Here is a 20726-nt window from a genome sequence, read left to right on the forward strand (position 1 = left end):
AGGTTCGGTACCTGCGTAAATTTCGCGGCCTCAGCGAAGCAAAGGGTGATTAGCTCAGCCGGGAGAGCATCTGCCTTACAAGCAGAGGGTCGGCGGTTCGATCCCGTCATCACCCACCATTTCGTTGAAATGCAGCTGAGAACGCAACAAAGAGCAACACGTGCTGAAGTTCGAGAGCACACACTGCGCAGCGGTAGTTCAGTCGGTTAGAATACCGGCCTGTCACGCCGGGGGTCGCGGGTTCGAGTCCCGTCCGCTGCGCCATTTTTTGTACTGATTCGGTTTTCCGGGTCAGTGATCGAGAAACTCGAGAGTTCTCGGTCAACAGGTTTCAAACGGACGCAAGTCCGAGCGATACGCAGCGGTAGTTCAGTCGGTTAGAATACCGGCCTGTCACGCCGGGGGTCGCGGGTTCGAGTCCCGTCCGCTGCGCCATATATAGCTCCGAGGCCTTTGAACTCCTCGAAGCGAACAAAGGAAGCGACCTTAGGGTCGCTTTTTTTGTGGGCGCGATTTGGCGGGGCCGTTGTCCAAACGATTCGGCCATCCTCGAGTACCGTTATCCATGAGCAGCAAGAACCCCTGTATCAGCGTCTGCAAGTTCACCGATGACACCTGCATCGCCTGCGGACGGACCAAGCCTGAGTGCAAGGCCTGGAAGAAGATGGACAAGGATGAGCGCCGCGAGGTGAACGAGCAGGCCGCGCAGCGGTTGAAGGACATGAAGGGCACCGCCAAGCGGAAAAAGAAGAAAGGCTGAAAAAATCGGCTAGCCTTGGATGCGCAACACCCGTGTTGCGCGTATCATTCGCGGCCCTCCGGCGCGCCTGCGCCGAGCAGTATTCCATTCGACCCACCGGGAGGTGCTTACGATGAAAGATCTCGATCAGCAAGACGGCAGCCAGGAAATCGGCCCCGCCGGCGAAAAACTGCAGAAAGTATTGGCCCGTATCGGCGTGGGTTCGCGCCGTGACGTAGAGGCGTGGATCAGCGAAGGCCGGATCAAGGTCAACGCCAAGGTCGCCACCCTCGGTCAGCGCGTCGATCTGCACGATGCCATCACCGTGGACGGCAAGGTGATCAAGCGCGAAGAAGCCTCGGAAACCGTGCGCCGCGTGATCATCTACAACAAGCCTGACGGCGAAATCTGTACCCGCGACGACCCTGAGGGCCGTCCCACCGTCTTCGACCGCCTGCCGCGCCCGCGCGAAGGCCGCTGGATCAACGTAGGCCGCCTGGACATCAACACCACCGGGCTGTTGATGTTCACCACCGATGGCGAACTGGCCAACCGCCTGATGCACCCCTCGTTCGAAATGGACCGCGAGTACGCCGTACGTGTACGCGGCGAAGTCGACGAAGACATGCTGTTGCGCCTCAAGAACGGCGTGATTCTGGAAGACGGTCCTGCGCGTTTCACCGACATCCAGGAAGCACCGGGCGGTGAAGGCTTCAACCACTGGTACCACTGCGTGGTCATGGAAGGCCGTAACCGTGAAGTGCGTCGCCTGTGGGAATCCCAGGGCCTGGTGGTCAGTCGCCTCAAGCGTGTGCGTTTCGGTCCGGTGTTCCTCAACTCCGACCTGCCGATGGGCCGGTGGCGTGAGCTGACCCAGGGTGAAGTCGATACCTTGAGTGCCGAGGTGGGTCTGGCTGCGGTCGCCATGCCGTCGATGACCACCAAGACCAAGGACAAGCTGGAGCGCATGCAGCGCAAGTCCTCACGTCCCATGGGCCGGGGCGAGCGTGTGCGCACCCTGCGTCCGGCCCACGACGGCGCGCCGTCCACCGAACAGCGCCCGGCTCGCCAGCCGCGTGGCGATTCGGCGCCGGCTTCGCGCAAGGACAGTGGCCGTGGCACACCCGTGGCCGAGCGTCCGGCGGACATGAACAAGCGCCCGGCCAAGCCTGCGGGCAAGCCAGGTGCCAAGCCTGCGGCGAAGCGTCCAGGCATCAAGCTGGTGGACGACGCGCCTTCGGGCAATCGTCGCGGTCCGGCAGCGGGCACGGGTCAGCGTCCAGGCTTCGGCCGTCGCAAGCCCAAGCCTGAGTAAGGACGGCTGATGTCCACGTGCGCCAACCTTCCAGGGTTGGCGTTTTTTTGTGGGGTGTCGGTGGGGGGCTCTTCGCGGGCAGAGACCCGCTCCCACAGAACACCAGCGTGAAGCGATAGGCTATTGCGCCTTCAATACTTCAAGCATTGAACAAGTGACTTCTCCCTGATGACTGAACCAAACCAGCTCAAGCGTGGGCTGAAGAATCGCCACATCCAATTGATCGCCCTGGGCGGAGCCATCGGCACCGGGTTGTTCCTGGGATCTGCGGGCGTGCTCAAATCGGCCGGGCCGTCGATGATCCTGGGTTACGCCATCTGCGGCTTCATCGCCTTTCTGATCATGCGCCAGCTGGGCGAGATGATCGTCGAGGAGCCGGTCGCCGGTTCCTTCAGTCATTTCGCCCATAGCTACTGGGGCCGGTTTCCCGGATTCCTGTCGGGCTGGAACTGCTGGGTGCTGTACATCCTGGTGGGCATGTCGGAGCTGACTGCCGTCGGCAAATACGTGCACTACTGGTGGCCGGAGATACCGACCTGGGTATCGGCTGCGGTGTTCTTCGTGATGATCAATGCCATCAACCTGACCAACGTCAAGGTGTTCGGGGAAGCCGAGTTCTGGTTCGCCATCATCAAGGTGGCGGCGATCGTCGGCATGATCGCCCTGGGCAGCTACCTGCTGGTCAGCGGCAATGGCGGCCCGCAGGCAGGTGTCAGCAACCTTTGGGAGCATGGCGGCTTCTTCCCCAACGGCGTCGGCGGCTTGGTCATGGCCCTGGCGATCATCATGTTCTCCTTCGGCGGCCTGGAAATGCTCGGTTTCACGGCGGCCGAGGCGGACAGCCCGAAGACGGTGATCCCCAAGGCCATCAATCAGGTGATCTACCGTATTCTGATCTTCTACATCGGCGCGCTGGTGGTGCTGTTGTCGCTGACCCCGTGGGATGGCCTGCTGGCCAGCCTGAATGCCTCGGGCGACGCCTACAGCGGCAGCCCGTTCGTGCAGGTGTTCTCGATGCTGGGCAGCGACACGGCGGCGCATGTGCTCAACTTCGTGGTCCTGACCGCAGCCCTGTCGGTGTACAACAGCGGTACCTACTGCAACAGCCGCATGCTGCTGGGCATGGCCGAGCAGGGCGATGCGCCGCGCGCGCTGGCCAAGGTGGATGCGCGCGGCGTACCGGTACGTGCGCTGCTGGTGTCGGCGGCAATCACGCTGGTGGCCGTGGCGTTGAACTACTTCGTGCCACAGCAGGCGCTGGAGCTGTTGATGTCGCTGGTTGTCGCGACTTTGGTGATCAACTGGGCGATGATCAGCTACTCGCACCTCAAGTTCCGCCAGCACCTGCAGCGCCAGGGCCAGGTGCCGTTGTTCAAGGCGCTGTGGTATCCGTACGGAAACTACCTGTGCCTGGCGTTCGTGGCGTTCATCTTGATCATCATGCTGATGATTCCGGGTATTCGCATTTCGGTGTATGCCATTCCACTGTGGGTCGGCGGGATGTACCTGTGCTATCGCCTCAAGCCCAAACCCCTGTCCTGAGCGGAGTGCCGCATGCTGGAGATCTCCAACGCCGTCCATCTGCCCGACGCTGAAATCGAACTCAGCGCCATCCGTGCGCAAGGCGCGGGAGGGCAGAACGTCAACAAGGTTTCCAGCGCGGTGCATCTGCGCTTCGACATAAGCGCCTCGTCGTTGCCGCCGTTCTACAAGGAGCGGCTGCTGGCGCTGCGTGACAGCCGGATCACCGGTGACGGCGTGATCGTGATCAAGGCGCAGCAGTTCCGTACGCAGGAGCAGAACCGGGCCGATGCGTTGCAGCGCTTGCGTGAGCTGATTCTCATGGCCACCAAGGTCGAGAAGAAGCGGCGGCCGACCAAGCCCACGCTGGGCTCCAAGACCCGCCGCCTGGAAGGCAAGACCAAGCGTGGCGCGATCAAGGCCGGGCGCGGCAAGATCGACTTCTGAAGGGCGTTATCCTCAGACCAGCTTGTCTTCCGGTGGTGGGAGGCGAGCGGCCTGGCGGTACAGATAGAAGGTCAGGCCCAGGCCCGTGCACGCAGCAACGGCTGCAAACAGGAAGATCGAACTGAAGTCGAAGCCGGCGGCTATGGCGCCGGCCACCGGCCCGGTGATGCCCAGCGACATGTCGATGAACAGCGAGTAGGCCCCCACTGCAGCACCGCGGCTCGACGCTGGCACCAGATTGACCGCTTCGACGCCGAGCGCCGGGAATACCAGGGAAAAACCGAAACCGGTCAACGCCGCACCGGCCATGGCCAGTTCCTGGCTGGGTGCCAGCCATAGCAGCAGCAAGCCCAGGGTCTCCACGCTCAGGCAGACGATCGCCACGCGAAAGCCACCCAGACGGTTGATCAGGTTGCCGAACAACAGCCGAGCCAGGATAAAGCTGGCGCCGAACAGGCTCAGGCACAGCGCTGCGTTGTCCCAGGCATTGCTGGCGTAGTACAGGGTGATGAACGTGGCGATGGTACCGAAGCCAATGCCGCCCAAGGCCAGCCCGGTGCCGTGGGGCAGCACCCGCCCCAGAACGTGCAGAAACGGCAGGCGCTCGCCGGCCACCACCGGCGCAGGCAGCTTGTTCCAGGCCAGGGCGATGCCCACGCCCGCCAGTACGATGATGCTCGCGCCCATGCTCCACAAGCCCAGATGCTTGACCATCAAAACACCCAGCGGCGCACCGATGGCCAGTGCGCCGTAGCTGGCGATGCCGTTCCAGGAGATGACCTTGGCCGTGTTGGCCGCCCCGACGCGACCGATCCCCCAGCCAATGGAACCAGAGCCCACCAGGCTTTCCGCCGACCCGAGCAACACCCGACCCAGCAGCAGGCTGGTGAGGCTCAGTGCCGGCCAGCTTTGCAACCAGCCGGCCAACAGCATGAACAACCCGCTGATGCCGCAGCCGACCAACCCGTAGATCACGGCCTTCTTGCTGCCCAGGTTGTCGATGATCTTGCTCGCCTGGGGGCGGCTGAGCAGGGTGGCCAGGTATTGAACGCTGATCACCAGGCCAGCGATCACCGCGCCGTAGCCCAGGTCGCTGTGGACGAAGCCGGGCAATACCGCCAGGGGAATGCCGATGCTCAGGTAGCCGATGAAGGTGAACAGTACGATGGAGACGACTTGCAGCGTGACCGTCATGGGGCGCTGGGAGTGGGGCATGGGTAGATCCGTCGCAAAAGCAGAAAGTAGGCGCAGGCACCGCCAGGCAGGTGGAGTGCTCGATGCGCGGGAAAGCATGGACAGGCTTACGTGACGCTCATGATAGAGGCACGAGGCACAAAAAGAGAGGTCGGGAGAGGAAAGGCTTGGTTTGCGTGCAGCGCCAGTGGCGTGTGGGAGGAGCCAGCAGCGGGGCCTGGGCCCCGGCGCTGAAAGGTACTCAGCTGTTTGTACAGCCGTTGCCCATGACGTGGTATTCCATGATGTGGCGCTTGCCCTGCGAGTCTTCGTAGGTCAGGCGCGCTGGCACCACGGCGCAGACATTGGGGATCGCCGAGTTGGAAATGACATGGGCGATGTCCGGGTGCTGTGAATACTCATAGGGTTCTACCACGGGTTTCTGTGTGGCGGCAGTGGTCGTCTCATCGGCCAGGGCGATACCGCTCGAGCCAATCAGCGCAAGAATCAACAAAGCTTTCATTTCGATTTTCCTGTTTTACAGTCGTCAGGGGGCACGCGGCCCTTGTGAGGTCACGTGTGAAACTTGAGAGTGGGAAAGTTGCGATCGACAGCCTTCGTGGGGGATACAGTCTTTGTCGATCGCAGTGCCGTTGCTGGCGAAATCGATTCTAGGCCCCGGTGCCTGTGGTAAACAGAGCGGGTTTGGATAAACAGTTTTATCCGAATCTGCATTAATCGCGCATCGCCGAGCAGGCATCGGCACGGGTCCCGGTACTACCATCGTCGAATGGCTGCCTGGAGCAGATACCCTTAAAACAGGTCCATACAACAACAACTATTCAACCGAGGTAAGAATGATGAGTGCGGCTTCCCTGTATCCCGTTCGTCCCGAAGTGGCAGCGTCCACGCTGACCGATGAGGCGACCTACAAGGCGATGTACCAGCAGTCCGTGGTCAACCCGGACGGTTTCTGGCGCGAGCAGGCGCAGCGTCTCGATTGGATCAAGCCCTTTACCAAGGTCAAGCAGACCTCGTTCGACGACCACCATGTCGACATCAAGTGGTTCGCCGACGGCACCCTCAACGTTTCCTACAACTGTCTGGACCGGCACCTGGCCGAGCGCGGCGATCAGGTCGCGATCATCTGGGAGGGTGACGATCCCTCCGAGAGCCGTCACATCACTTATCGTGAGCTGCATGCCGAAGTGTGCAAGTTCGCCAATGCCCTGCGCGGCCAGGACGTGCACCGTGGCGACGTGGTGACCCTGTACATGCCGATGATCCCCGAGGCGGTGGTGGCCATGCTTGCGTGCACGCGCATCGGCGCGGTGCATTCGGTGGTGTTCGGCGGGTTCTCGCCCGAGGCGCTTGCAGGGCGCATCATCGACTGCCAGTCCAAGGTGGTGATCACCGCCGACGAAGGTCTGCGCGGCGGGCGCAAGACGGCGCTCAAGGCCAACGTCGACCGGGCCCTGACCAACCCTGAAACCAGCAGCGTGCAAAAGGTCATCGTGTGCAAGCGCACCGGCGGCGACATCGAGTGGAACCGTCATCGCGACATCTGGTACCACTCCCTGCTGGAAGTGGCGTCGAGCACCTGCGCGCCGAAGGAAATGGGCGCCGAGGAAGCGCTGTTCATCCTCTACACCTCCGGCTCCACCGGCAAGCCCAAGGGCGTGCTGCACACCACCGGCGGCTACCTGGTGTATGCCGCGCTGACCCATGAGCGGGTGTTCGACTACAAGCCCGGCGACGTCTACTGGTGCACCGCGGACGTGGGTTGGATCACCGGCCACAGTTACATCGTCTATGGCCCCTTGGCAAACGGCGCCACCACGCTGCTGTTCGAGGGCGTGCCCAACTACCCGGACATCACCCGGGTGTCGAAGATCGTCGACAAGCACAAGGTCAACATCCTCTACACGGCGCCCACGGCGATCCGCGCGATGATGGCCGAGGGCTCCAAGGCGGTCGAGGGCGCCGATGGCTCGAGCCTGCGCCTGCTCGGTTCGGTCGGCGAGCCGATCAACCCGGAAGCCTGGAACTGGTACTACAACACGGTCGGCAAGCAGAACTGCCCGATCGTCGACACCTGGTGGCAGACCGAAACCGGCGGCATCCTGATCAGCCCGCTGCCGGGTGCGATCGGCCTCAAGCCGGGCTCGGCGACCAAGCCGTTCTTCGGTGTGGTGCCGGCGCTGGTGGACAACCTGGGCAACATCATCGAAGGCGCCGCCGAGGGTAACCTGGTGATCCTCGATTCGTGGCCGGGCCAGTCGCGCACCCTGTACGGCGATCACGATCGCTTCGTCGACACCTATTTCAAGACCTTTCGCGGCATGTACTTCACCGGCGACGGTGCGCGTCGCGACGAAGATGGCTATTACTGGATCACCGGGCGGGTCGATGACGTGCTCAACGTTTCCGGGCACCGCATGGGCACGGCCGAGATCGAAAGTGCGATGGTCGCCCATCCCAAGGTGGCCGAAGCCGCTGTGGTGGGTGTGCCTCACGACCTCAAGGGGCAGGGCATCTACGTCTACGTCACGCTCAATGGTGGCGAGCAGGCCAGCGAGGAATTGCGTCTGGAACTCAAGAACTGGGTGCGCAAGGAGATCGGTCCCATCGCGTCGCCGGATGTGATCCAGTGGGCGCCGGGGCTGCCCAAGACGCGTTCGGGCAAGATCATGCGGCGCATCCTGCGCAAGATCGCCACGTCCGAGTACGACGCGCTGGGCGATATCTCCACCCTGGCCGATCCGGGGGTGGTGCAGCAGTTGATCGATACCCACAAGGACATGCATCGGGCTTCTGCGTGATTTGAGGTGATGTGATGTGATCTTGAGGGCCTCTTCGCGGGCAGAGGGCTCGGCCGCCCGCCCCGCTCCCACATGTGCGCGTCAATGCACGCTCATGTGGGAGCGGGGGTGGGCGGCCGAGCCCTCTGCCCGCGAAGGGGCCATCAAAGGTTGTCGAAGATTGCCTGTGTTACTGCATGAAGGTTCAGCGCACACCACTTGCCACTCAATACCCCACTGCAATGCCTACGCACTCCCGCCTGCAACGCCACACTTGCCGTCCCAGAAGGCTTTGCCAATAATGGGCGCGCTATTTGCCTCACACTCAGGTTGCCTCTTCTTTCGCCGAATCATACTCGAATAGGCCTGTCAATCCCTTGGTGTGGGTGTCTCGTTGCTTCTGTAACTACTTGTCGCATTGACGAAATATCGACTGGCACAGTGCCGTTAGAATGCGCTCACTCGCCGGACCCTGCGGCGTCGCCTGTTCAGCTTCATTTTTTCGCATTCTGGGCCTGCGCTCACTTTGCCCATACTGCCCTTTTCGCTGGAGCTCACCCAATGAAGAAACTCGCACTGTTTGGCGCATTGGCACTGTCCGTGCTGTCGGCGGCGTCGTTCGCCGATGAAAAGCCGCTGAAGATCGGCATCGAGGCCGCTTACCCACCGTTCGCCTCCAAGGCGCCGGACGGCAGCATCGTCGGTTTCGACTACGACATCGGCAACGCGCTGTGTGCCGAGATGAAGGTCAAGTGCACCTGGGTCGAGCAGGAATTCGACGGCCTCATTCCAGCCCTCAAGGTGCGCAAGATCGACGCCATTCTGTCGTCGATGTCGATCACCGATGACCGCAAGAAATCCGTCGATTTCACCAACAAGTACTACGCCACGCCGGCGCGCCTGGTCATGAAGGCGGGCACCACGGTCGGTGACGACATGAGCGAGCTCAAGGGCAAGAAGATCGGCGTGCAGCGCGGCACGATCCATGACCGTTATGCCACCGAAGTGCTCAAGCCGCTGGGCGTGGAAGTGATGCCGTATGGCTCGCAGAACGAGATCTACCTGGACGTGGCTGCCGGTCGCCTGGACGGTACGCTGGCCGATGCCACCCTGTTGCAGGACGGTTTCCTTAACACCGACGCCGGCAAGGGCTACGCCTTCGTCGGCCCGTCGGTCAACGATCCGAAATACTTCGGTGACGGTATCGGCATCGCCGTGCGCAAGGGTGACAAGGCCAACGTGGAGCGTATCAACGCGGCCATCGACGCCATTCGTGCCAATGGCGAGTACAAGAAGATCCAGGACAAGTACTTCGACTTCGACATCTACGGCAAATAAGCCGGCAGGCGTTACCTGACTGATGGTGCCAACGGCGGGGAACCGCGGTTCGCACCATTTTTCATTCTCCGGGCGAGGATCTCTACATGTTGAAAGGCTACGGGGCCGTCATTCTCGATGGCGCTTGGCTGACGCTGCAGCTCGCCTTGTCGTCCATGGCGCTGGCCATCGTGCTGGGTCTGTTCGGCGTGGCCCTGCGCCTGTCGCCGGTACGCTGGCTGGCCTGGCTGGGCGATCTGTACGCCACGGTGATTCGTGGCATTCCCGATCTGGTGTTGATCCTGCTGATCTTCTACGGCGGCCAGGACATCATCAACCGTGTCGCGCCGCTGGTGGGGTACGACGACTATATCGACCTGAATCCGCTGCTCGCCGGTATCTTCACCTTGGGCTTCATCTTCGGGGCGTACCTCTCGGAAACCTTTCGCGGTGCGTTCATGGCCATTCCCAAGGGCCAGGCCGAGGCTGGCATGGCCTATGGCATGAGCAGCCTGCAGGTGTTCTTCAGAGTACTGGTGCCGCAGATGATTCGCCTGGCGATCCCCGGTGTGACCAACAACTGGTTGGTGCTGACCAAGGCCACGGCCCTGATTTCGGTGGTCGGTCTGCAGGACATGATGTTCAAGGCCAAGCAGGCGGCGGATGCCACCCGCGAGCCGTTCACCTTCTTCCTCGCAGTGGCGGCGATGTATCTGGTGATCACCAGCGTGTCTCTGCTGTTGCTGCGCGCCGTCGAAAAACGCTATTCGGTGGGCATCAAGGCGGCTGAACTATGATCTTCGATTACAACGTCGTCTGGGACAGCCTGCCGCTATACATGAGCGGCATGCTGGAAACCTTGAAACTGCTGGCCATCTCGCTGTTCTTCGGCCTTCTGGCGGCGCTGCCGCTGGGCTTGATGCGGGTGTCCCGGCAGCCACTGGTTAACGGTGTCGCGTGGCTCTACACCTATGTCATCCGCGGCACGCCCATGCTGGTGCAGCTGTTCCTGATCTACTACGGCCTGGCCCAGTTCGAGGTCGTGCGCAACAGTGTGCTCTGGCCCTGGTTGTCGAGTGCCACGTTCTGCGCCTGCCTGGCGTTTGCCATCAACACCAGCGCCTACACTGCCGAGATCATCGCCGGCAGTCTGCGCGCCACGCCGCCGGGCGAGATCGAAGCGGCGCGGGCGATGGGCATGTCCAAGGCTGGGATGTATCGACGCATCCTGCTGCCTTCGGCGCTGCGTCGGGCGCTGCCGCAGTACAGCAACGAAGTGATCATGATGCTGCAGACCACCAGTCTGGCCTCGATCGTGACCCTGATCGACATCACCGGCGCGGCGCGTACGGTGAACGCCCAGTACTACCTGCCGTTCGAAGCCTACATCACGGCGGGCGTTTGCTACCTGTGCCTGACGTTCATTCTGGTGCGCCTGTTCAAGCTGGCCGAGCGCCGCTGGCTGGCCTACCTCGCTCCACGCAGGCACTGACCGCGTGCAGCGAAAACCCTTTCGTCGCGAGCCAGTGAGCCGTGACTGACCGATCTGCGAGACCCCCGATCATGTACAAACTTCAAGTTCAGGACCTGCACAAGCGCTACGGCTCGCACGAGGTGCTCAAGGGTGTCTCGCTGGCGGCCAAGGCGGGCGATGTGATCAGCATCATCGGCTCCAGCGGATCGGGCAAGAGCACGTTCCTGCGCTGCATCAACCTGCTCGAACAGCCCCATGCGGGCAAGATCCTGCTCAATGACGAAGAACTCAAGCTGGTGCCCGGCAAGGACGGCGCGCTCAAGGCCGCCGATCCCAAGCAGTTGCAGCGCCTGCGCTCGCGGCTGTCGATGGTGTTCCAGCACTTCAACCTGTGGTCGCACATGACCGCGCTGGAAAACATCATTGAAGCACCGGTGCACGTATTGGGTGTTTCGAAGAAGGAAGCCCTGGAGAAAGCCGAGTACTATCTGGCCAAGGTCGGCGTTGTGCACCGCAAGGATGCCTATCCGGGGCACATGTCCGGCGGTGAGCAGCAGCGTGTGGCCATCGCCCGCGCGCTGGCGGTGGAGCCTGAGGTGATGCTGTTCGACGAGCCGACCTCGGCGCTGGATCCCGAGCTGGTCGGTGACGTGCTCAAGGTGATGCAGGCCCTGGCCCAGGAAGGGCGGACCATGGTCGTGGTCACTCACGAGATGGGCTTTGCCCGCGAAGTCTCGAACCAGCTGGTGTTCCTGCACAAGGGGCTGGTCGAGGAGACCGGCGACCCTCGCGAGGTGCTGGCCAATCCGCGCTCCGAGCGGTTGCAGCAGTTTTTGTCCGGCAGCCTCAAGTGATCCTTGCTTGAAACATTTTGCCGAGTGTTTTCGTGTGTGCAGGGCAGGCATGCCTGACCCGGCGCAGTACCATGTCCCATTCGGTTTTTGATACTTAAGGTTTCGGTCCGCATCAGATGACAGCCCAACGAATCGGTTTCCTCTATTGGCCCAGCACGCGAGCCCTGACCCTGGCGCTGGCCGAGGAGGCCCTGCGAGTGGCGCAGAAGGTGCACCCGGACGTGACCTACGAATTGCTGTTCCTGCAGGCCGAGCCGCCCGTGCCGGGTGGTTGGCAGCTGCCGGGGGAGGCGTGGAACGGTCGCCTGGAAGGGTGCAACAAGCTGTTTCTGCTGGCCGACGAGCCACCGGCGGCGTTGGCGCCGGCACTGTCCACTGCGCTGAAGCAGACCGTCCGAGCCGGCTGCATGGTCGGTGGACTGTCGGCCGGGGTGTACCCGCTGGCGCAATTGGGGCTGCTCGACGGTTACCGCGCGGCGGTGCACTGGCGCTGGCAGGATGATTTCGCCGAGCGCTTCCCCAAGGTCATCGCCACCAGCCATTTGTTCGACTGGGATCGCGACCGCATGACGGCCTGCGGCGGTCTGTCGGTGCTCGACCTGCTGCTGGCGGTGCTGGCCCGCGATCATGGCGCCGAACTGGCCGGGGCGGTCTCCGAGGAACTGGTGGTGGAGCGTATCCGCGAAGGCGGGGAGCGCCAGCGCATTCCCCTGCAGAATCGCCTGGGCTCCAGCCACCCGAAGCTGACCCAGGCGGTATTGTTGATGGAGGCCAACATCGAAGAGCCGTTGACCACCGACGAGATCGCCCAGCACGTGTGTGTATCGCGGCGTCAGCTGGAACGCATCTTCAAGCAGTACCTCAATCGCGTGCCAAGCCAGTATTACCTTGAGCTGCGCTTGAACAAGGCTCGGCAGATGCTGATGCAAACCAGCAAATCGATCATCCAGATCGGCCTGTCGTGCGGGTTTTCTTCCGGGCCGCACTTCTCCAGTGCCTACCGCAATTTCTTCGGCGCCACCCCCCGCGAAGACCGCAACCAGCGCCGCAGCAGCAGCCCGTTCGAACTGTCCTCGGTACCGGCCGAACGCGGCTGACCCTGCCTCTGGGGTGGGCTGGGTTAGACGAAGCGCGGTGCGGCTTTCGCGGGCAGAGCCCGCTCCCACAGGGAAGCAGAAGCAAGCTCTGTCCGCGAAGGGTGCCCTCCTACCAGAATGTGGGAGCGGGCTCTGCCCGCGAAGGGCGCGCCGCCATATATCAGGCTGAACCGCAAGGCGAGCATCTTTATATCCCTATTTGTCGCATTCGCGACAACCCCCGTAGAATGGCGGTTTGGCGCTGTAACAAGTTGTCGCATGGCGGCAATGCCGCGCGTGCACCAGTCCTTACAATTCCCCATCGCTCGCCCATTTTGCGCTGAGCGTTCCTTGACAGGAGACTCCGATGTCCGTTGAGCAAGCCCCCGTGCAACGTGCCGATTTCGACCAGGTAATGGTTCCCAACTATGCGCCGGCCGCTTTCATTCCCGTGCGCGGTGCCGGTTCCCGGGTATGGGATCAGGCCGGTCGCGAGCTCATCGATTTCTCCGGTGGCATCGCCGTCAACGTCCTGGGCCACGCGCACCCGGCATTGGTCGGCGCGTTGACCGAACAGGCCAACAAGCTGTGGCACGTGTCCAACGTCTTCACCAACGAGCCGACCCTGCGCCTGGCCAAGAAGCTGGTCGACGCTACCTTCGCCGACCGCGTGTTCTTCTGCAACTCCGGCGCCGAAGCCAACGAGGCCGCCTTCAAGCTGGCCCGGCGTGTGGCGCACGACAAATTCGGTCCCGAGAAATACGAGATCGTTTCGGCCATCAATAGCTTCCACGGTCGCACGCTGTTTACCGTCAGCGTCGGCGGTCAGCCGAAATACTCCGATGGCTTCGGTCCGAAAATTACCGGCATCCGTCACGTGCCGTACAACGACCTCGAAGCGCTGAAAGCGGCGGTGTCCGAGAAGACCTGCGCCGTGGTGCTGGAGCCGGTTCAGGGCGAAGGCGGCGTGGTGCCTGCCGACCCGGCCTACCTGCAAGGCGCGCGCGCCCTGTGCGACCAGTTCAATGCCCTGTTGGTGTTCGACGAAGTGCAAAGCGGGATGGGCCGCAGCGGCGAGCTGTACAGCTACATGAACTACGGCGTGACCCCGGACATCCTCTCCAGCGCCAAGAGCCTGGGGGGCGGCTTCCCCATCGGCGCGATGCTGACTACCGACGCCCTGGCCAAGCATTTCGCGGTCGGCGTGCATGGCACCACCTATGGCGGCAACCCGTTGGCCTGCGCCGTCGCCGAGGCGGTGCTCGACGTGGTCAACACCCCGCAAGTGCTGGCCGGCGTCAAGGCCCGGCACCAGCGCTTCAAGACGCGCCTGGAGCAGATCGGCCAGCGCTACGGCGTGTTCACCGAGGTGCGCGGCCTGGGCCTGCTGATCGGCTGCGCCTTGAGCGACGCCTGGAAGGGGCGCGCCAAGGACTTCTTCAATGCTGCCGAGCAGCACGACCTGATGATCCTGCAAGCCGGTCCCGACGTGGTGCGCTTTGCCCCGAGCCTGGTCATCGAGGAAGCCGACATCGACGAAGGCCTGGACCGTTTCGAGCGCGCCGTGGCGCACCTGACCCAGGCCTGAACAGCCTGTTCGCGGCGCCGGCCCCAGGTCGGCGCTGCCTTTGCAATCGACCGCTGCAATCGACCGCTTCAACGACAAGGAGTGACACCATGCTGGTAATGCGCCCTGCGCAAATGGCTGACCTGGCCGAGGTTCAGCGGCTGGCCGCCGACAGCCCCATCGGTGTCACCTCCCTGCCGGACGATGCTGGTCGGCTGAGTGACAAGATCACCAAGTCGGAAGCGTCCTTCGCCGCCGAAGTCAGCTTCAACGGTGAAGAAAGCTATTTCTTCGTGCTGGAAGACCTGGCCACCCAGCGTCTGGTGGGGTGCTCGGCGATCGTCGCCTCTGCCGGTTACTCCGAACCGTTCTACAGTTTTCGCAACGAGACCTTCGTGCACGCTTCGCGCGAGCTGAAGATCCACAACAAGATTCACGTGCTTTCGCAGTGTCACGACCTGACCGGCAACAGCCTGTTGACCAGCTTCTACGTGGTGCCCGAGCTGGTGGGCAGTATCTGGGCCGAACTCAACTCCCGCGCCCGCCTGCTGTTCATGGCCAACCACCCGGAACGCTTCGCCGATTCGGTGGTGACCGAGATCGTCGGCTATAGCGACGAGCAAGGTGATTCGCCCTTCTGGGACGCAATCGGCCGCAATTTCTTCGACCTCAACTACGCCGAGGCCGAACGCCTGTGCGGCATCAAGAGTCGCACGTTTCTTGCCGAACTGATGCCGCATTACCCGATCTACGTGCCGCTGCTGCCCGACCAGGCCCAGGAGGCCATGGGCCAGGTGCATCCACGGGCCCAGGTGACGTTCGACATCCTGATGCGCGAAGGCTTCGAGACCGATCACTACATCGACATCTTCGACGGCGGGCCGACCCTGCATGCCCGTGTGTCGGGCATTCGCTCCATCGCCCACAGCCGTGTCGTCCCGGTCAAGCTGGTCGCGGCCAGCGATGAACGTGGTGGTCCGGGCCGTCCCTATCTGGTCTCCAACGGGCTGCTGCAGGATTATCGCGCGGTGCTGCTGGAGCTCGACTGGGTGCCCGGCAAGCCGGTCGGCCTGGATCTGGCGACAGCCGAAGCGCTGGGTGTGGGCGAGGGCGCCAGCGTGCGTCTGGTTGCAGTTTGATACCTGGTTGAACAGGCCGAGTTCTGCGGGTGCCGCGCGGCGCCCGCTCGAGGAGAAAGCATGATCGTTCGTCCCGTACGCAGCAGCGACCTGCCAGCGCTGATCGAATTGGCCCGCAGCACCGGCCCCGGCCTGACCACCCTGCCAGCTAACGAAGAGCGGCTGGCGCACCGCGTCGGCTGGGCCGAGAAGACCTTCCGTGGCGAAGCCGAGCGCGGTGATGCCGATTACCTGTTCGTCCTTGAAGACGACGACGGCACGGTCGTGGGTATTTCGGCCATCGCCGGCGCCGTGGGCCAGCGCGAGCCCTGGTACAACTACCGGGTGGGGCTGACGGTCAGCGCCTCGAAGGAACTGAACATCTATCGCGAGATTCCCACGCTGTTCCTGGCCAACGACCTGACCGGCAATTCGGAACTGTGTTCGCTGTTCCTGCGCGAGGGTTACCGCAAGGGCCTGAACGGCCGTTTGCTGGCCAAGGCGCGGCTGCTGTTCATCGCCCAGTTTCCGGAGTTGTTCGGGCGCAAGGTGATTGCCGAGATGCGCGGCATTTCCGATGCCGACGGACGCTCGCCGTTCTGGGAAAGCCTGGGTCGGCATTTCTTCAAGATGGAATTCAGCCAGGCCGACTACCTCACCGGTGTTGGCAATCGCGCCTTCATCGCCGAGCTGATGCCCAAGTTCCCGCTGTACAGCTGCTTTCTGTCGCCGGCGGCGCGGGAAGTGATCGGCAAGGTTCACCCGGACACCGAGCCGGCGCTGACGATGCTCAAGGCCGAGGGCTTCAGCTATCAGGGTTACGTCGACATCTTCGACGCAGGCCCGGCCGTGGAATGCGAAACCAGCAAGATCCGCGCGGTCCACGACAGCAAGAGCCTGGTCCTGGCCATCGGCACTCCAGGTGACGATGCGCCACCGTTCCTGATCTACAACCGCGAGCGCGAAGCGTGCCGCATCACCGCAGCCCCTGCGCGTTTCGCCTCCGGCACCCTGGTGGTCGATCCGTTGACCGCCCGCCGCCTGCAACTGAGCGCGGGCGATCAGGTGCGCGCAGTGCCCATGACCCCGCCAGCACGGGAGGTGCTCTGATGAATACCCTGTACATCGATGGCCAGTGGCTGGCAGGTGAAGGTGAACAACTGACGTCGCTCAATCCCGTGGGCCAGGCCGTGGTCTGGCAGGGATGCTGCGCCAGCGCCGAGCAGGTGGACAAAGCCGTTCTGGCGGCGCGGCATGCCTTCGTGGGTTGGGCGAGCCAGCCGCTGTCGGCGCGCATCGCCGTGCTGCACGCGTTCGCCGATCGGCTCAAGGCCTGCGCCGACGAACTGGCGCGGTGCATTGGCGAAGAAACCGGCAAGCCATTGTGGGAAGCGGCCACCGAAGTGACCAGCATGGTCAACAAGGTCGCCATCTCGATTCAGAGTCACGCCGAGCGCACCGGTGAGAAGAGCGCACCCCTGGCCGATGCCACGGCGGCCCTGCGGCACAAGCCCCACGGTGTGGTGGCGGTGTTCGGCCCGTACAACTTCCCCGGTCACCTGCCCAACGGCCATATCGTGCCGGCGCTGCTGGCCGGCAATTGCGTGCTGTTCAAACCCAGCGAACTGACGCCCAAGGTGGCTGAGCTGACCGTGCGCTGCTGGGCCGAAGCCGGGCTGCCAGCGGGCGTGCTGAACCTGCTGCAGGGTGGTCGCGAGACGGGTATGGCGCTGGCTGCCAACGCCGGGCTCGACGGGCTGTTCTTCACCGGTTCCAGTGCCACCGGCAATCTGCTGCATCAGCAGTTCGCTGGCCAGCCAGGCAAGATCCTCGCGTTGGAAATGGGTGGCAATAACCCGCTCGTGGTCGAGCAGGTCCAGGACCTGGATGCGGCGGTCTATACCATCATCCAATCGGCGTTCATTTCCGCCGGGCAGCGGTGCACCTGCGCGCGGCGCTTGCTGGTACCCGCCGGGGCGTGGGGCGACCGGTTGCTCGAGCGGCTGGTGCAGGTCTGCGCCACCCTCGAAGTCGGCGAATACGACCGTCAGCCGGCGCCCTTCATGGGGTCGGTGATCTCGCTGCAAGCGGCGCAGGCGCTGCTCGAGGCGCAGGAACACCTGCTGAACAGCGGCGCGCTCAGCCTGCTGAGCATGACCCAGCCACGGGCCGACGCCGCCTTGCTCACCCCTGGCATCCTCGATGTCACCCAAGCCCACGGTCGACGGGACGAAGAGCTGTTCGGCCCGCTGCTGCAAGTGGTGCGCTACGTTGACTTCGATGCGGCCATCGCCGAGGCCAACGCCACCCAATACGGGCTGGCCGCAGGGCTGCTCTCGGATTCCGAAGAACGCTATCGTGAATTCTGGCTGCGCAGCCGGGCGGGTATCGTCAACTGGAACAAGCAGCTGACCGGCGCCGCCAGCAGCGCGCCGTTCGGCGGTGTCGGCGCGTCCGGCAACCACCGCGCCAGCGCCTACTACGCCGCCGACTATTGCGCCTATCCAGTGGCCTCGCTGGAAACCCCCGCGCTCAGTCTGCCGGCGACCCTGAGTCCGGGCATCACGCTGTAGAACGTCGTAGCAACGTTGCGTACAAGAACAGATCCACGGAGCCGAACCGATGAAACCCTGTGAAGTGAAATTTCGATGGCCTGGTGGGGCCGACCCACAACTACGGTGGGTTGTCCTACGGCAACGTGGCGTCGCAGAGCAACAGCCAGCAAGGCTCGAACCCGCGCGAAGCGGCGCGTCAGGGCCTGGCCAAGATGAAGGCGCTGATGGAGCTGGGCTTCACCCAGGGTGTGCTGGCGCCTCAGGAACGTCCCGATGTGGCCGCATTGCGGCGCCTGGGCTTCACCGGCAGCGATGCCGAGGTGATCGCCCAAGCCGCGCGCGACGCCATGCCGCTGCTGGTGGCCAGTTGCTCGGCGTCGAGCATGTGGGTCGCCAACGCGGCGACCGTCAGCCCCAGCGCGGACACCGCCGATGGCCGCGTGCATTTCACCGCCGCCAACCTCAACTGCAAGTTCCACCGCAGCATCGAGCACCCCACCACAAGCCGTGTGTTGCAGGCGATGTTCGCCAACCCGACCTATTTCGCTCATCACCAGGCGCTGCCTGCCGTTGCCCAGTTCGGCGACGAGGGCGCCGCCAACCACACCCGCCTGTGCCGGGACTATGGCGAGGCCGGGGTGGAATTCTTCGTCTACGGTCGCAGTGCCTTCGACGCGCGCCTGCCCGCGCCGCAGAAGTACCCCGCGCGCCAGACCCTGGAAGCGTCCCAGGCCGTGGCCCGGCTGCATGGGCTGGGCGAGGAGGGCGTGGTGTTCGCCCAGCAGAACCCGGACGTCATCGATCAGGGCGTGTTTCACAACGACGTGATCGCGGTCGGCAATGGCGAGTTGCTGTTCCACCACCAGGACGCGTTCCTCGACAGCGACCGCGTGCTGGCCGAACTGCAGACCAAGCTCGCTGCGCGTGGCGGGCGCTTGCAGGCGATCGGCGTGCCCCGCGCCGAGGTCTCGGTGGACGACGCCGTGCGCACCTACCTGTTCAACAGCCAGTTGCTCAGCCGTGCCGACGGCAGCATGCTGCTGGTGGTCCCGGAAGAATGCCGCGCCAACCCGCGGGTCTGGAGTTATCTGGAACGCCTGACCGGGCAGGGCACCGGCATTGCCGAGGTCAAGGTGTTCGACCTCAAGCAAAGCATGCGCAATGGTGGCGGGCCGGCCTGCCTGCGACTGCGCGTGGCGCTCAAGCCCGAGGAGCTGGCAGCGGTCAACCCTGGCGTGATCCTGACGCCTGCGCTCTACGAAACGCTGAACGACTGGGTCGAGCGCCATTACCGCGACCGCCTGGTCGAGGCCGACATGGCCGACCCGCAACTGCTGATCGAATGCCGCGAGGCATTGGACGAGCTGACTCGGATCCTGGCACTGGGTTCGGTCTATCCTTTCCAGCGCTGACCATTTTTTCAACACTGAATATCATTGAGGTAACTGTATGTCCGACGCCCTGCGCTTGATTCTCGAAGACACCGACGGCACCCAACTGGAAACCTCCTGCACCCGCTTCTGCGTGGTCTGGCAGGGCAAGGAAGTCTGGATCCAGCACGACGGCCGTGGCCAGCTGCTGATCGGCGTGGACGTCGAAGAAGGCGATGCCGAATACGCCAACCTGTTGCTGCGACCCCTGGCGACCAACCTGGTTAGCCTGCAGCTGGAAATGGAACCGGCCGATGCGGGCGCCGAAGAAGAGGACGGTCACGTTCACGGTCCGGACTGCAACCACTAAAACTCCATCCTTCAGGGACGCCGCCCCATGCTCGCTCTTGGCAAACTGCTCGACTTGACCTTGGCCGGCCGCGAGCCGGCGCAGAAGATCCAGCTGACCACCGGCGGCGTCAGCCTGCGCTGGCTCGGGGAAGGCGCCCTGGAAGTGCGCCCCGCGGCCAACACCGACAGCGGCCTCGACTTGCTGCTGTCGGCCGGTGTGCACGGCAATGAAACCGCGCCCATCGAATTGCTCGACACGCTTGTTCAGGCCATCGCCCGCGGCCAGTTGGTTCCCCGCGCACGCATCCTGTTCCTGTTCGGCAATCCCGAAGCGATGCGCCGTGGCGTCCGCTACATCGAGCGCGACGTCAACCGGCTGTTCAACGGCCGACACGATGCTGTCAGCGGCAACGAAGCCCTGCGTGCCTGCGAACTGGAACGCCTGGCCACGACCTTCTTCAGCCTGCCGCAGCGCACGCGTCTTCACTACGACCTGCACACCGCCATCCGTGGATCACGGATCGAGCAATTCGCCCTCTATCCCTGGAAGCAGGGCCGCGAGCATTCCCGGCAGGAACTGGTGCGCCTGCAGGCGGCAGGCATGCGCGCCGTGTTACTGCAGAACAAGCCTTCCATCACGTTCAGCGCGTTCACCTACGAGCAGCTCGACGCCGAAGCCTTCACCTTGGAGCTGGGCAAGGCCAGGCCGTTCGGGCACAACGCCGAGGTCGATCTGAGTCGTCTGGAGGCCAGCTTGCGGCACTTGATCGAAGGGGTCGAGACGGACCTCGAACAGCCTCTGGATGAGCTGGCGCTGTTTTCGGTTTCGCGCGAAATCATCAAGCACACGGATGCCTTCCGCCTGCACCTGGATGACGATATCGAGAATTTCACCGAGCTGGATCAAGGCTACCTGCTGGCCGAGGACGGTCGTGAGCAGCGCTGGGTCGTGGAAGAGCAGGGGGCGCGCATCATCTTCCCCAACCCCAAGGTTGCCAATGGCCTGCGCGCCGGCATTCTCATCGTGCCGACGGCGCAGGCCTGAGCC

At 63.4% G+C, this 20726-nt stretch carries 18 protein-coding genes, 3 tRNA genes and 1 pseudogene; 20 read left to right on the forward strand and 2 right to left on the reverse strand.

Annotated elements, in window-relative coordinates:
• Window positions 1–43: 43 nt before the first annotated feature.
• From ABMD26_RS17535 to arfB, 7 genes are all read left to right on the forward strand, one after another.
• A tRNA-Val gene (locus tag ABMD26_RS17535) sits at window positions 44–119 on the forward strand.
• 68 nt (window positions 120–187) lie between these two features.
• Window positions 188–264: transfer RNA gene (locus ABMD26_RS17540), tRNA-Asp, on the forward strand.
• A 94-nt stretch (window positions 265–358) separates the two neighbouring features.
• Window positions 359–435 (forward strand) — tRNA-Asp (locus ABMD26_RS17545).
• Window positions 436–565: 130 nt separating this feature from the next.
• Window positions 566–760 carry a DUF1289 domain-containing protein gene (locus ABMD26_RS17550; protein WP_049862171.1) on the forward strand — a complete coding sequence of 65 codons (195 nt, stop codon included), beginning with the start codon at window positions 566–568 and terminating at the stop codon, window positions 758–760.
• A 112-nt stretch (window positions 761–872) separates the two neighbouring features.
• The gene (rluB, locus tag ABMD26_RS17555; RefSeq protein ID WP_049862170.1) at window positions 873–2054 is read left to right on the forward strand and encodes a 23S rRNA pseudouridine(2605) synthase RluB; all 1182 of its coding nucleotides are present in this window, start codon (window positions 873–875) and stop codon (window positions 2052–2054) included.
• A 168-nt stretch (window positions 2055–2222) separates the two neighbouring features.
• The gene (locus tag ABMD26_RS17560; protein ID WP_090359594.1) at window positions 2223–3596 is read left to right on the forward strand and encodes an amino acid permease; all 1374 of its coding nucleotides are present in this window, start codon (window positions 2223–2225) and stop codon (window positions 3594–3596) included.
• Between the two features lie 12 nt (window positions 3597–3608).
• Window positions 3609–4022 (forward strand): alternative ribosome rescue aminoacyl-tRNA hydrolase ArfB, encoded by a 414-nt coding sequence (gene arfB / locus ABMD26_RS17565; protein ID WP_192067570.1) that lies wholly within the window; start codon window positions 3609–3611, stop codon window positions 4020–4022.
• 12 nt (window positions 4023–4034) lie between these two features.
• Here the strand turns inward: arfB and ABMD26_RS17570 are convergent, their stop codons facing one another.
• Both ABMD26_RS17570 and ABMD26_RS17575 read right to left on the reverse strand, forming a co-directional pair.
• On the reverse strand, window positions 4035–5237 hold the full coding sequence (locus ABMD26_RS17570; protein WP_354310956.1) for an MFS transporter: 1203 nt from the start codon (window positions 5235–5237) through the stop codon (window positions 4035–4037).
• Between the two features lie 220 nt (window positions 5238–5457).
• On the reverse strand, window positions 5458–5718 hold the full coding sequence (locus tag ABMD26_RS17575; protein WP_049862165.1) for a DUF2790 domain-containing protein: 261 nt from the start codon (window positions 5716–5718) through the stop codon (window positions 5458–5460).
• Window positions 5719–6055: 337 nt separating this feature from the next.
• Between ABMD26_RS17575 and acs the strand changes: the two genes are divergently transcribed.
• The 13 genes and pseudogenes from acs to astE all read left to right on the forward strand — a co-directional run bounded on the left by acs (window position 6056) and on the right by astE (window position 20723).
• Complete coding sequence (gene acs / locus ABMD26_RS17580) at window positions 6056–8017, forward strand: acetate--CoA ligase (protein ID WP_056843945.1); 1962 nt, start codon at window positions 6056–6058, stop codon at window positions 8015–8017.
• Window positions 8018–8557: 540 nt separating this feature from the next.
• Window positions 8558–9334: an L-arginine-binding protein AotJ gene (gene aotJ / locus ABMD26_RS17585; protein WP_354310959.1), complete on the forward strand. Its 777-nt coding sequence runs from the start codon at window positions 8558–8560 to the stop codon at window positions 9332–9334.
• Window positions 9335–9420: 86 nt separating this feature from the next.
• Window positions 9421–10110, forward strand: a complete 690-nt coding sequence (locus ABMD26_RS17590) for an ABC transporter permease (protein ID WP_192067575.1) — start codon at window positions 9421–9423, stop codon at window positions 10108–10110.
• Complete coding sequence (locus ABMD26_RS17595; protein ID WP_049862162.1) at window positions 10107–10805, forward strand: ABC transporter permease; 699 nt, start codon at window positions 10107–10109, stop codon at window positions 10803–10805. The genes ABMD26_RS17590 and ABMD26_RS17595 overlap by 4 nt, the downstream gene beginning before the upstream one ends.
• Window positions 10806–10876: 71 nt before the next feature.
• Window positions 10877–11641, forward strand: coding sequence for an ABC transporter ATP-binding protein (locus tag ABMD26_RS17600; protein ID WP_354310962.1), 765 nt, complete (start codon window positions 10877–10879; stop codon window positions 11639–11641).
• 116 nt (window positions 11642–11757) lie between these two features.
• The gene (gene argR, locus ABMD26_RS17605) at window positions 11758–12738 is read left to right on the forward strand and encodes a transcriptional regulator ArgR (protein ID WP_320522592.1); all 981 of its coding nucleotides are present in this window, start codon (window positions 11758–11760) and stop codon (window positions 12736–12738) included.
• A gap of 346 nt (window positions 12739–13084) precedes the next feature.
• Window positions 13085–14305, forward strand: a complete 1221-nt coding sequence (locus tag ABMD26_RS17610; protein ID WP_049862159.1) for an aspartate aminotransferase family protein — start codon at window positions 13085–13087, stop codon at window positions 14303–14305.
• Window positions 14306–14394: 89 nt separating this feature from the next.
• Window positions 14395–15423 carry an arginine/ornithine succinyltransferase subunit alpha gene (gene aruF / locus ABMD26_RS17615; protein WP_049862158.1) on the forward strand — a complete coding sequence of 343 codons (1029 nt, stop codon included), beginning with the start codon at window positions 14395–14397 and terminating at the stop codon, window positions 15421–15423.
• Between the two features lie 60 nt (window positions 15424–15483).
• The gene (astA, locus tag ABMD26_RS17620) at window positions 15484–16512 is read left to right on the forward strand and encodes an arginine N-succinyltransferase (RefSeq protein ID WP_049862157.1); all 1029 of its coding nucleotides are present in this window, start codon (window positions 15484–15486) and stop codon (window positions 16510–16512) included.
• On the forward strand, window positions 16509–17975 hold the full coding sequence (gene astD / locus ABMD26_RS17625) for a succinylglutamate-semialdehyde dehydrogenase (RefSeq protein WP_354311839.1): 1467 nt from the start codon (window positions 16509–16511) through the stop codon (window positions 17973–17975). The genes astA and astD overlap by 4 nt, the downstream gene beginning before the upstream one ends.
• A 49-nt stretch (window positions 17976–18024) precedes the next feature.
• Window positions 18025–19369 (forward strand): annotated as a pseudogene (astB, locus tag ABMD26_RS17630) (N-succinylarginine dihydrolase).
• Window positions 19370–19406: 37 nt separating this feature from the next.
• Window positions 19407–19697 (forward strand): hypothetical protein, encoded by a 291-nt coding sequence (locus tag ABMD26_RS17635; RefSeq protein ID WP_043185377.1) that lies wholly within the window; start codon window positions 19407–19409, stop codon window positions 19695–19697.
• A gap of 27 nt (window positions 19698–19724) precedes the next feature.
• Window positions 19725–20723 (forward strand): succinylglutamate desuccinylase, encoded by a 999-nt coding sequence (gene astE / locus ABMD26_RS17640; protein WP_354310966.1) that lies wholly within the window; start codon window positions 19725–19727, stop codon window positions 20721–20723.
• Window positions 20724–20726: the final 3 nt, after the last annotated feature.

It is taken from the genome of Pseudomonas sp. PvP001, assembly GCF_040546375.1.
Taxonomy (GTDB): domain Bacteria; phylum Pseudomonadota; class Gammaproteobacteria; order Pseudomonadales; family Pseudomonadaceae; genus Aquipseudomonas; species Aquipseudomonas coleopterorum.

What these genes read in the sequence shown, in the direction of transcription:
- ABMD26_RS17550 (WP_049862171.1), top strand. Translation starts at nt 566, where the DNA reads ATGAGCAGCAAGAACCCCTGTATCAGCGTCTGCAAGTTCACCGATGAC.
- rluB (WP_049862170.1), top strand. Translation starts at nt 873, where the DNA reads ATGAAAGATCTCGATCAGCAAGACGGCAGCCAGGAAATCGGCCCCGCC.
- ABMD26_RS17560 (WP_090359594.1), top strand. Translation starts at nt 2,223, where the DNA reads ATGACTGAACCAAACCAGCTCAAGCGTGGGCTGAAGAATCGCCACATC.
- arfB (WP_192067570.1), top strand. Translation starts at nt 3,609, where the DNA reads ATGCTGGAGATCTCCAACGCCGTCCATCTGCCCGACGCTGAAATCGAA.
- ABMD26_RS17570 (WP_354310956.1), bottom strand. Translation starts at nt 5,237, where the DNA reads ATGCCCCACTCCCAGCGCCCCATGACGGTCACGCTGCAAGTCGTCTCC.
- ABMD26_RS17575 (WP_049862165.1), bottom strand. Translation starts at nt 5,718, where the DNA reads ATGAAAGCTTTGTTGATTCTTGCGCTGATTGGCTCGAGCGGTATCGCC.
- acs (WP_056843945.1), top strand. Translation starts at nt 6,056, where the DNA reads ATGAGTGCGGCTTCCCTGTATCCCGTTCGTCCCGAAGTGGCAGCGTCC.
- aotJ (WP_354310959.1), top strand. Translation starts at nt 8,558, where the DNA reads ATGAAGAAACTCGCACTGTTTGGCGCATTGGCACTGTCCGTGCTGTCG.
- ABMD26_RS17590 (WP_192067575.1), top strand. Translation starts at nt 9,421, where the DNA reads ATGTTGAAAGGCTACGGGGCCGTCATTCTCGATGGCGCTTGGCTGACG.
- ABMD26_RS17595 (WP_049862162.1), top strand. Translation starts at nt 10,107, where the DNA reads ATGATCTTCGATTACAACGTCGTCTGGGACAGCCTGCCGCTATACATG.
- ABMD26_RS17600 (WP_354310962.1), top strand. Translation starts at nt 10,877, where the DNA reads ATGTACAAACTTCAAGTTCAGGACCTGCACAAGCGCTACGGCTCGCAC.
- argR (WP_320522592.1), top strand. Translation starts at nt 11,758, where the DNA reads ATGACAGCCCAACGAATCGGTTTCCTCTATTGGCCCAGCACGCGAGCC.
- ABMD26_RS17610 (WP_049862159.1), top strand. Translation starts at nt 13,085, where the DNA reads ATGTCCGTTGAGCAAGCCCCCGTGCAACGTGCCGATTTCGACCAGGTA.
- aruF (WP_049862158.1), top strand. Translation starts at nt 14,395, where the DNA reads ATGCTGGTAATGCGCCCTGCGCAAATGGCTGACCTGGCCGAGGTTCAG.
- astA (WP_049862157.1), top strand. Translation starts at nt 15,484, where the DNA reads ATGATCGTTCGTCCCGTACGCAGCAGCGACCTGCCAGCGCTGATCGAA.
- ABMD26_RS17635 (WP_043185377.1), top strand. Translation starts at nt 19,407, where the DNA reads ATGTCCGACGCCCTGCGCTTGATTCTCGAAGACACCGACGGCACCCAA.
- astE (WP_354310966.1), top strand. Translation starts at nt 19,725, where the DNA reads ATGCTCGCTCTTGGCAAACTGCTCGACTTGACCTTGGCCGGCCGCGAG.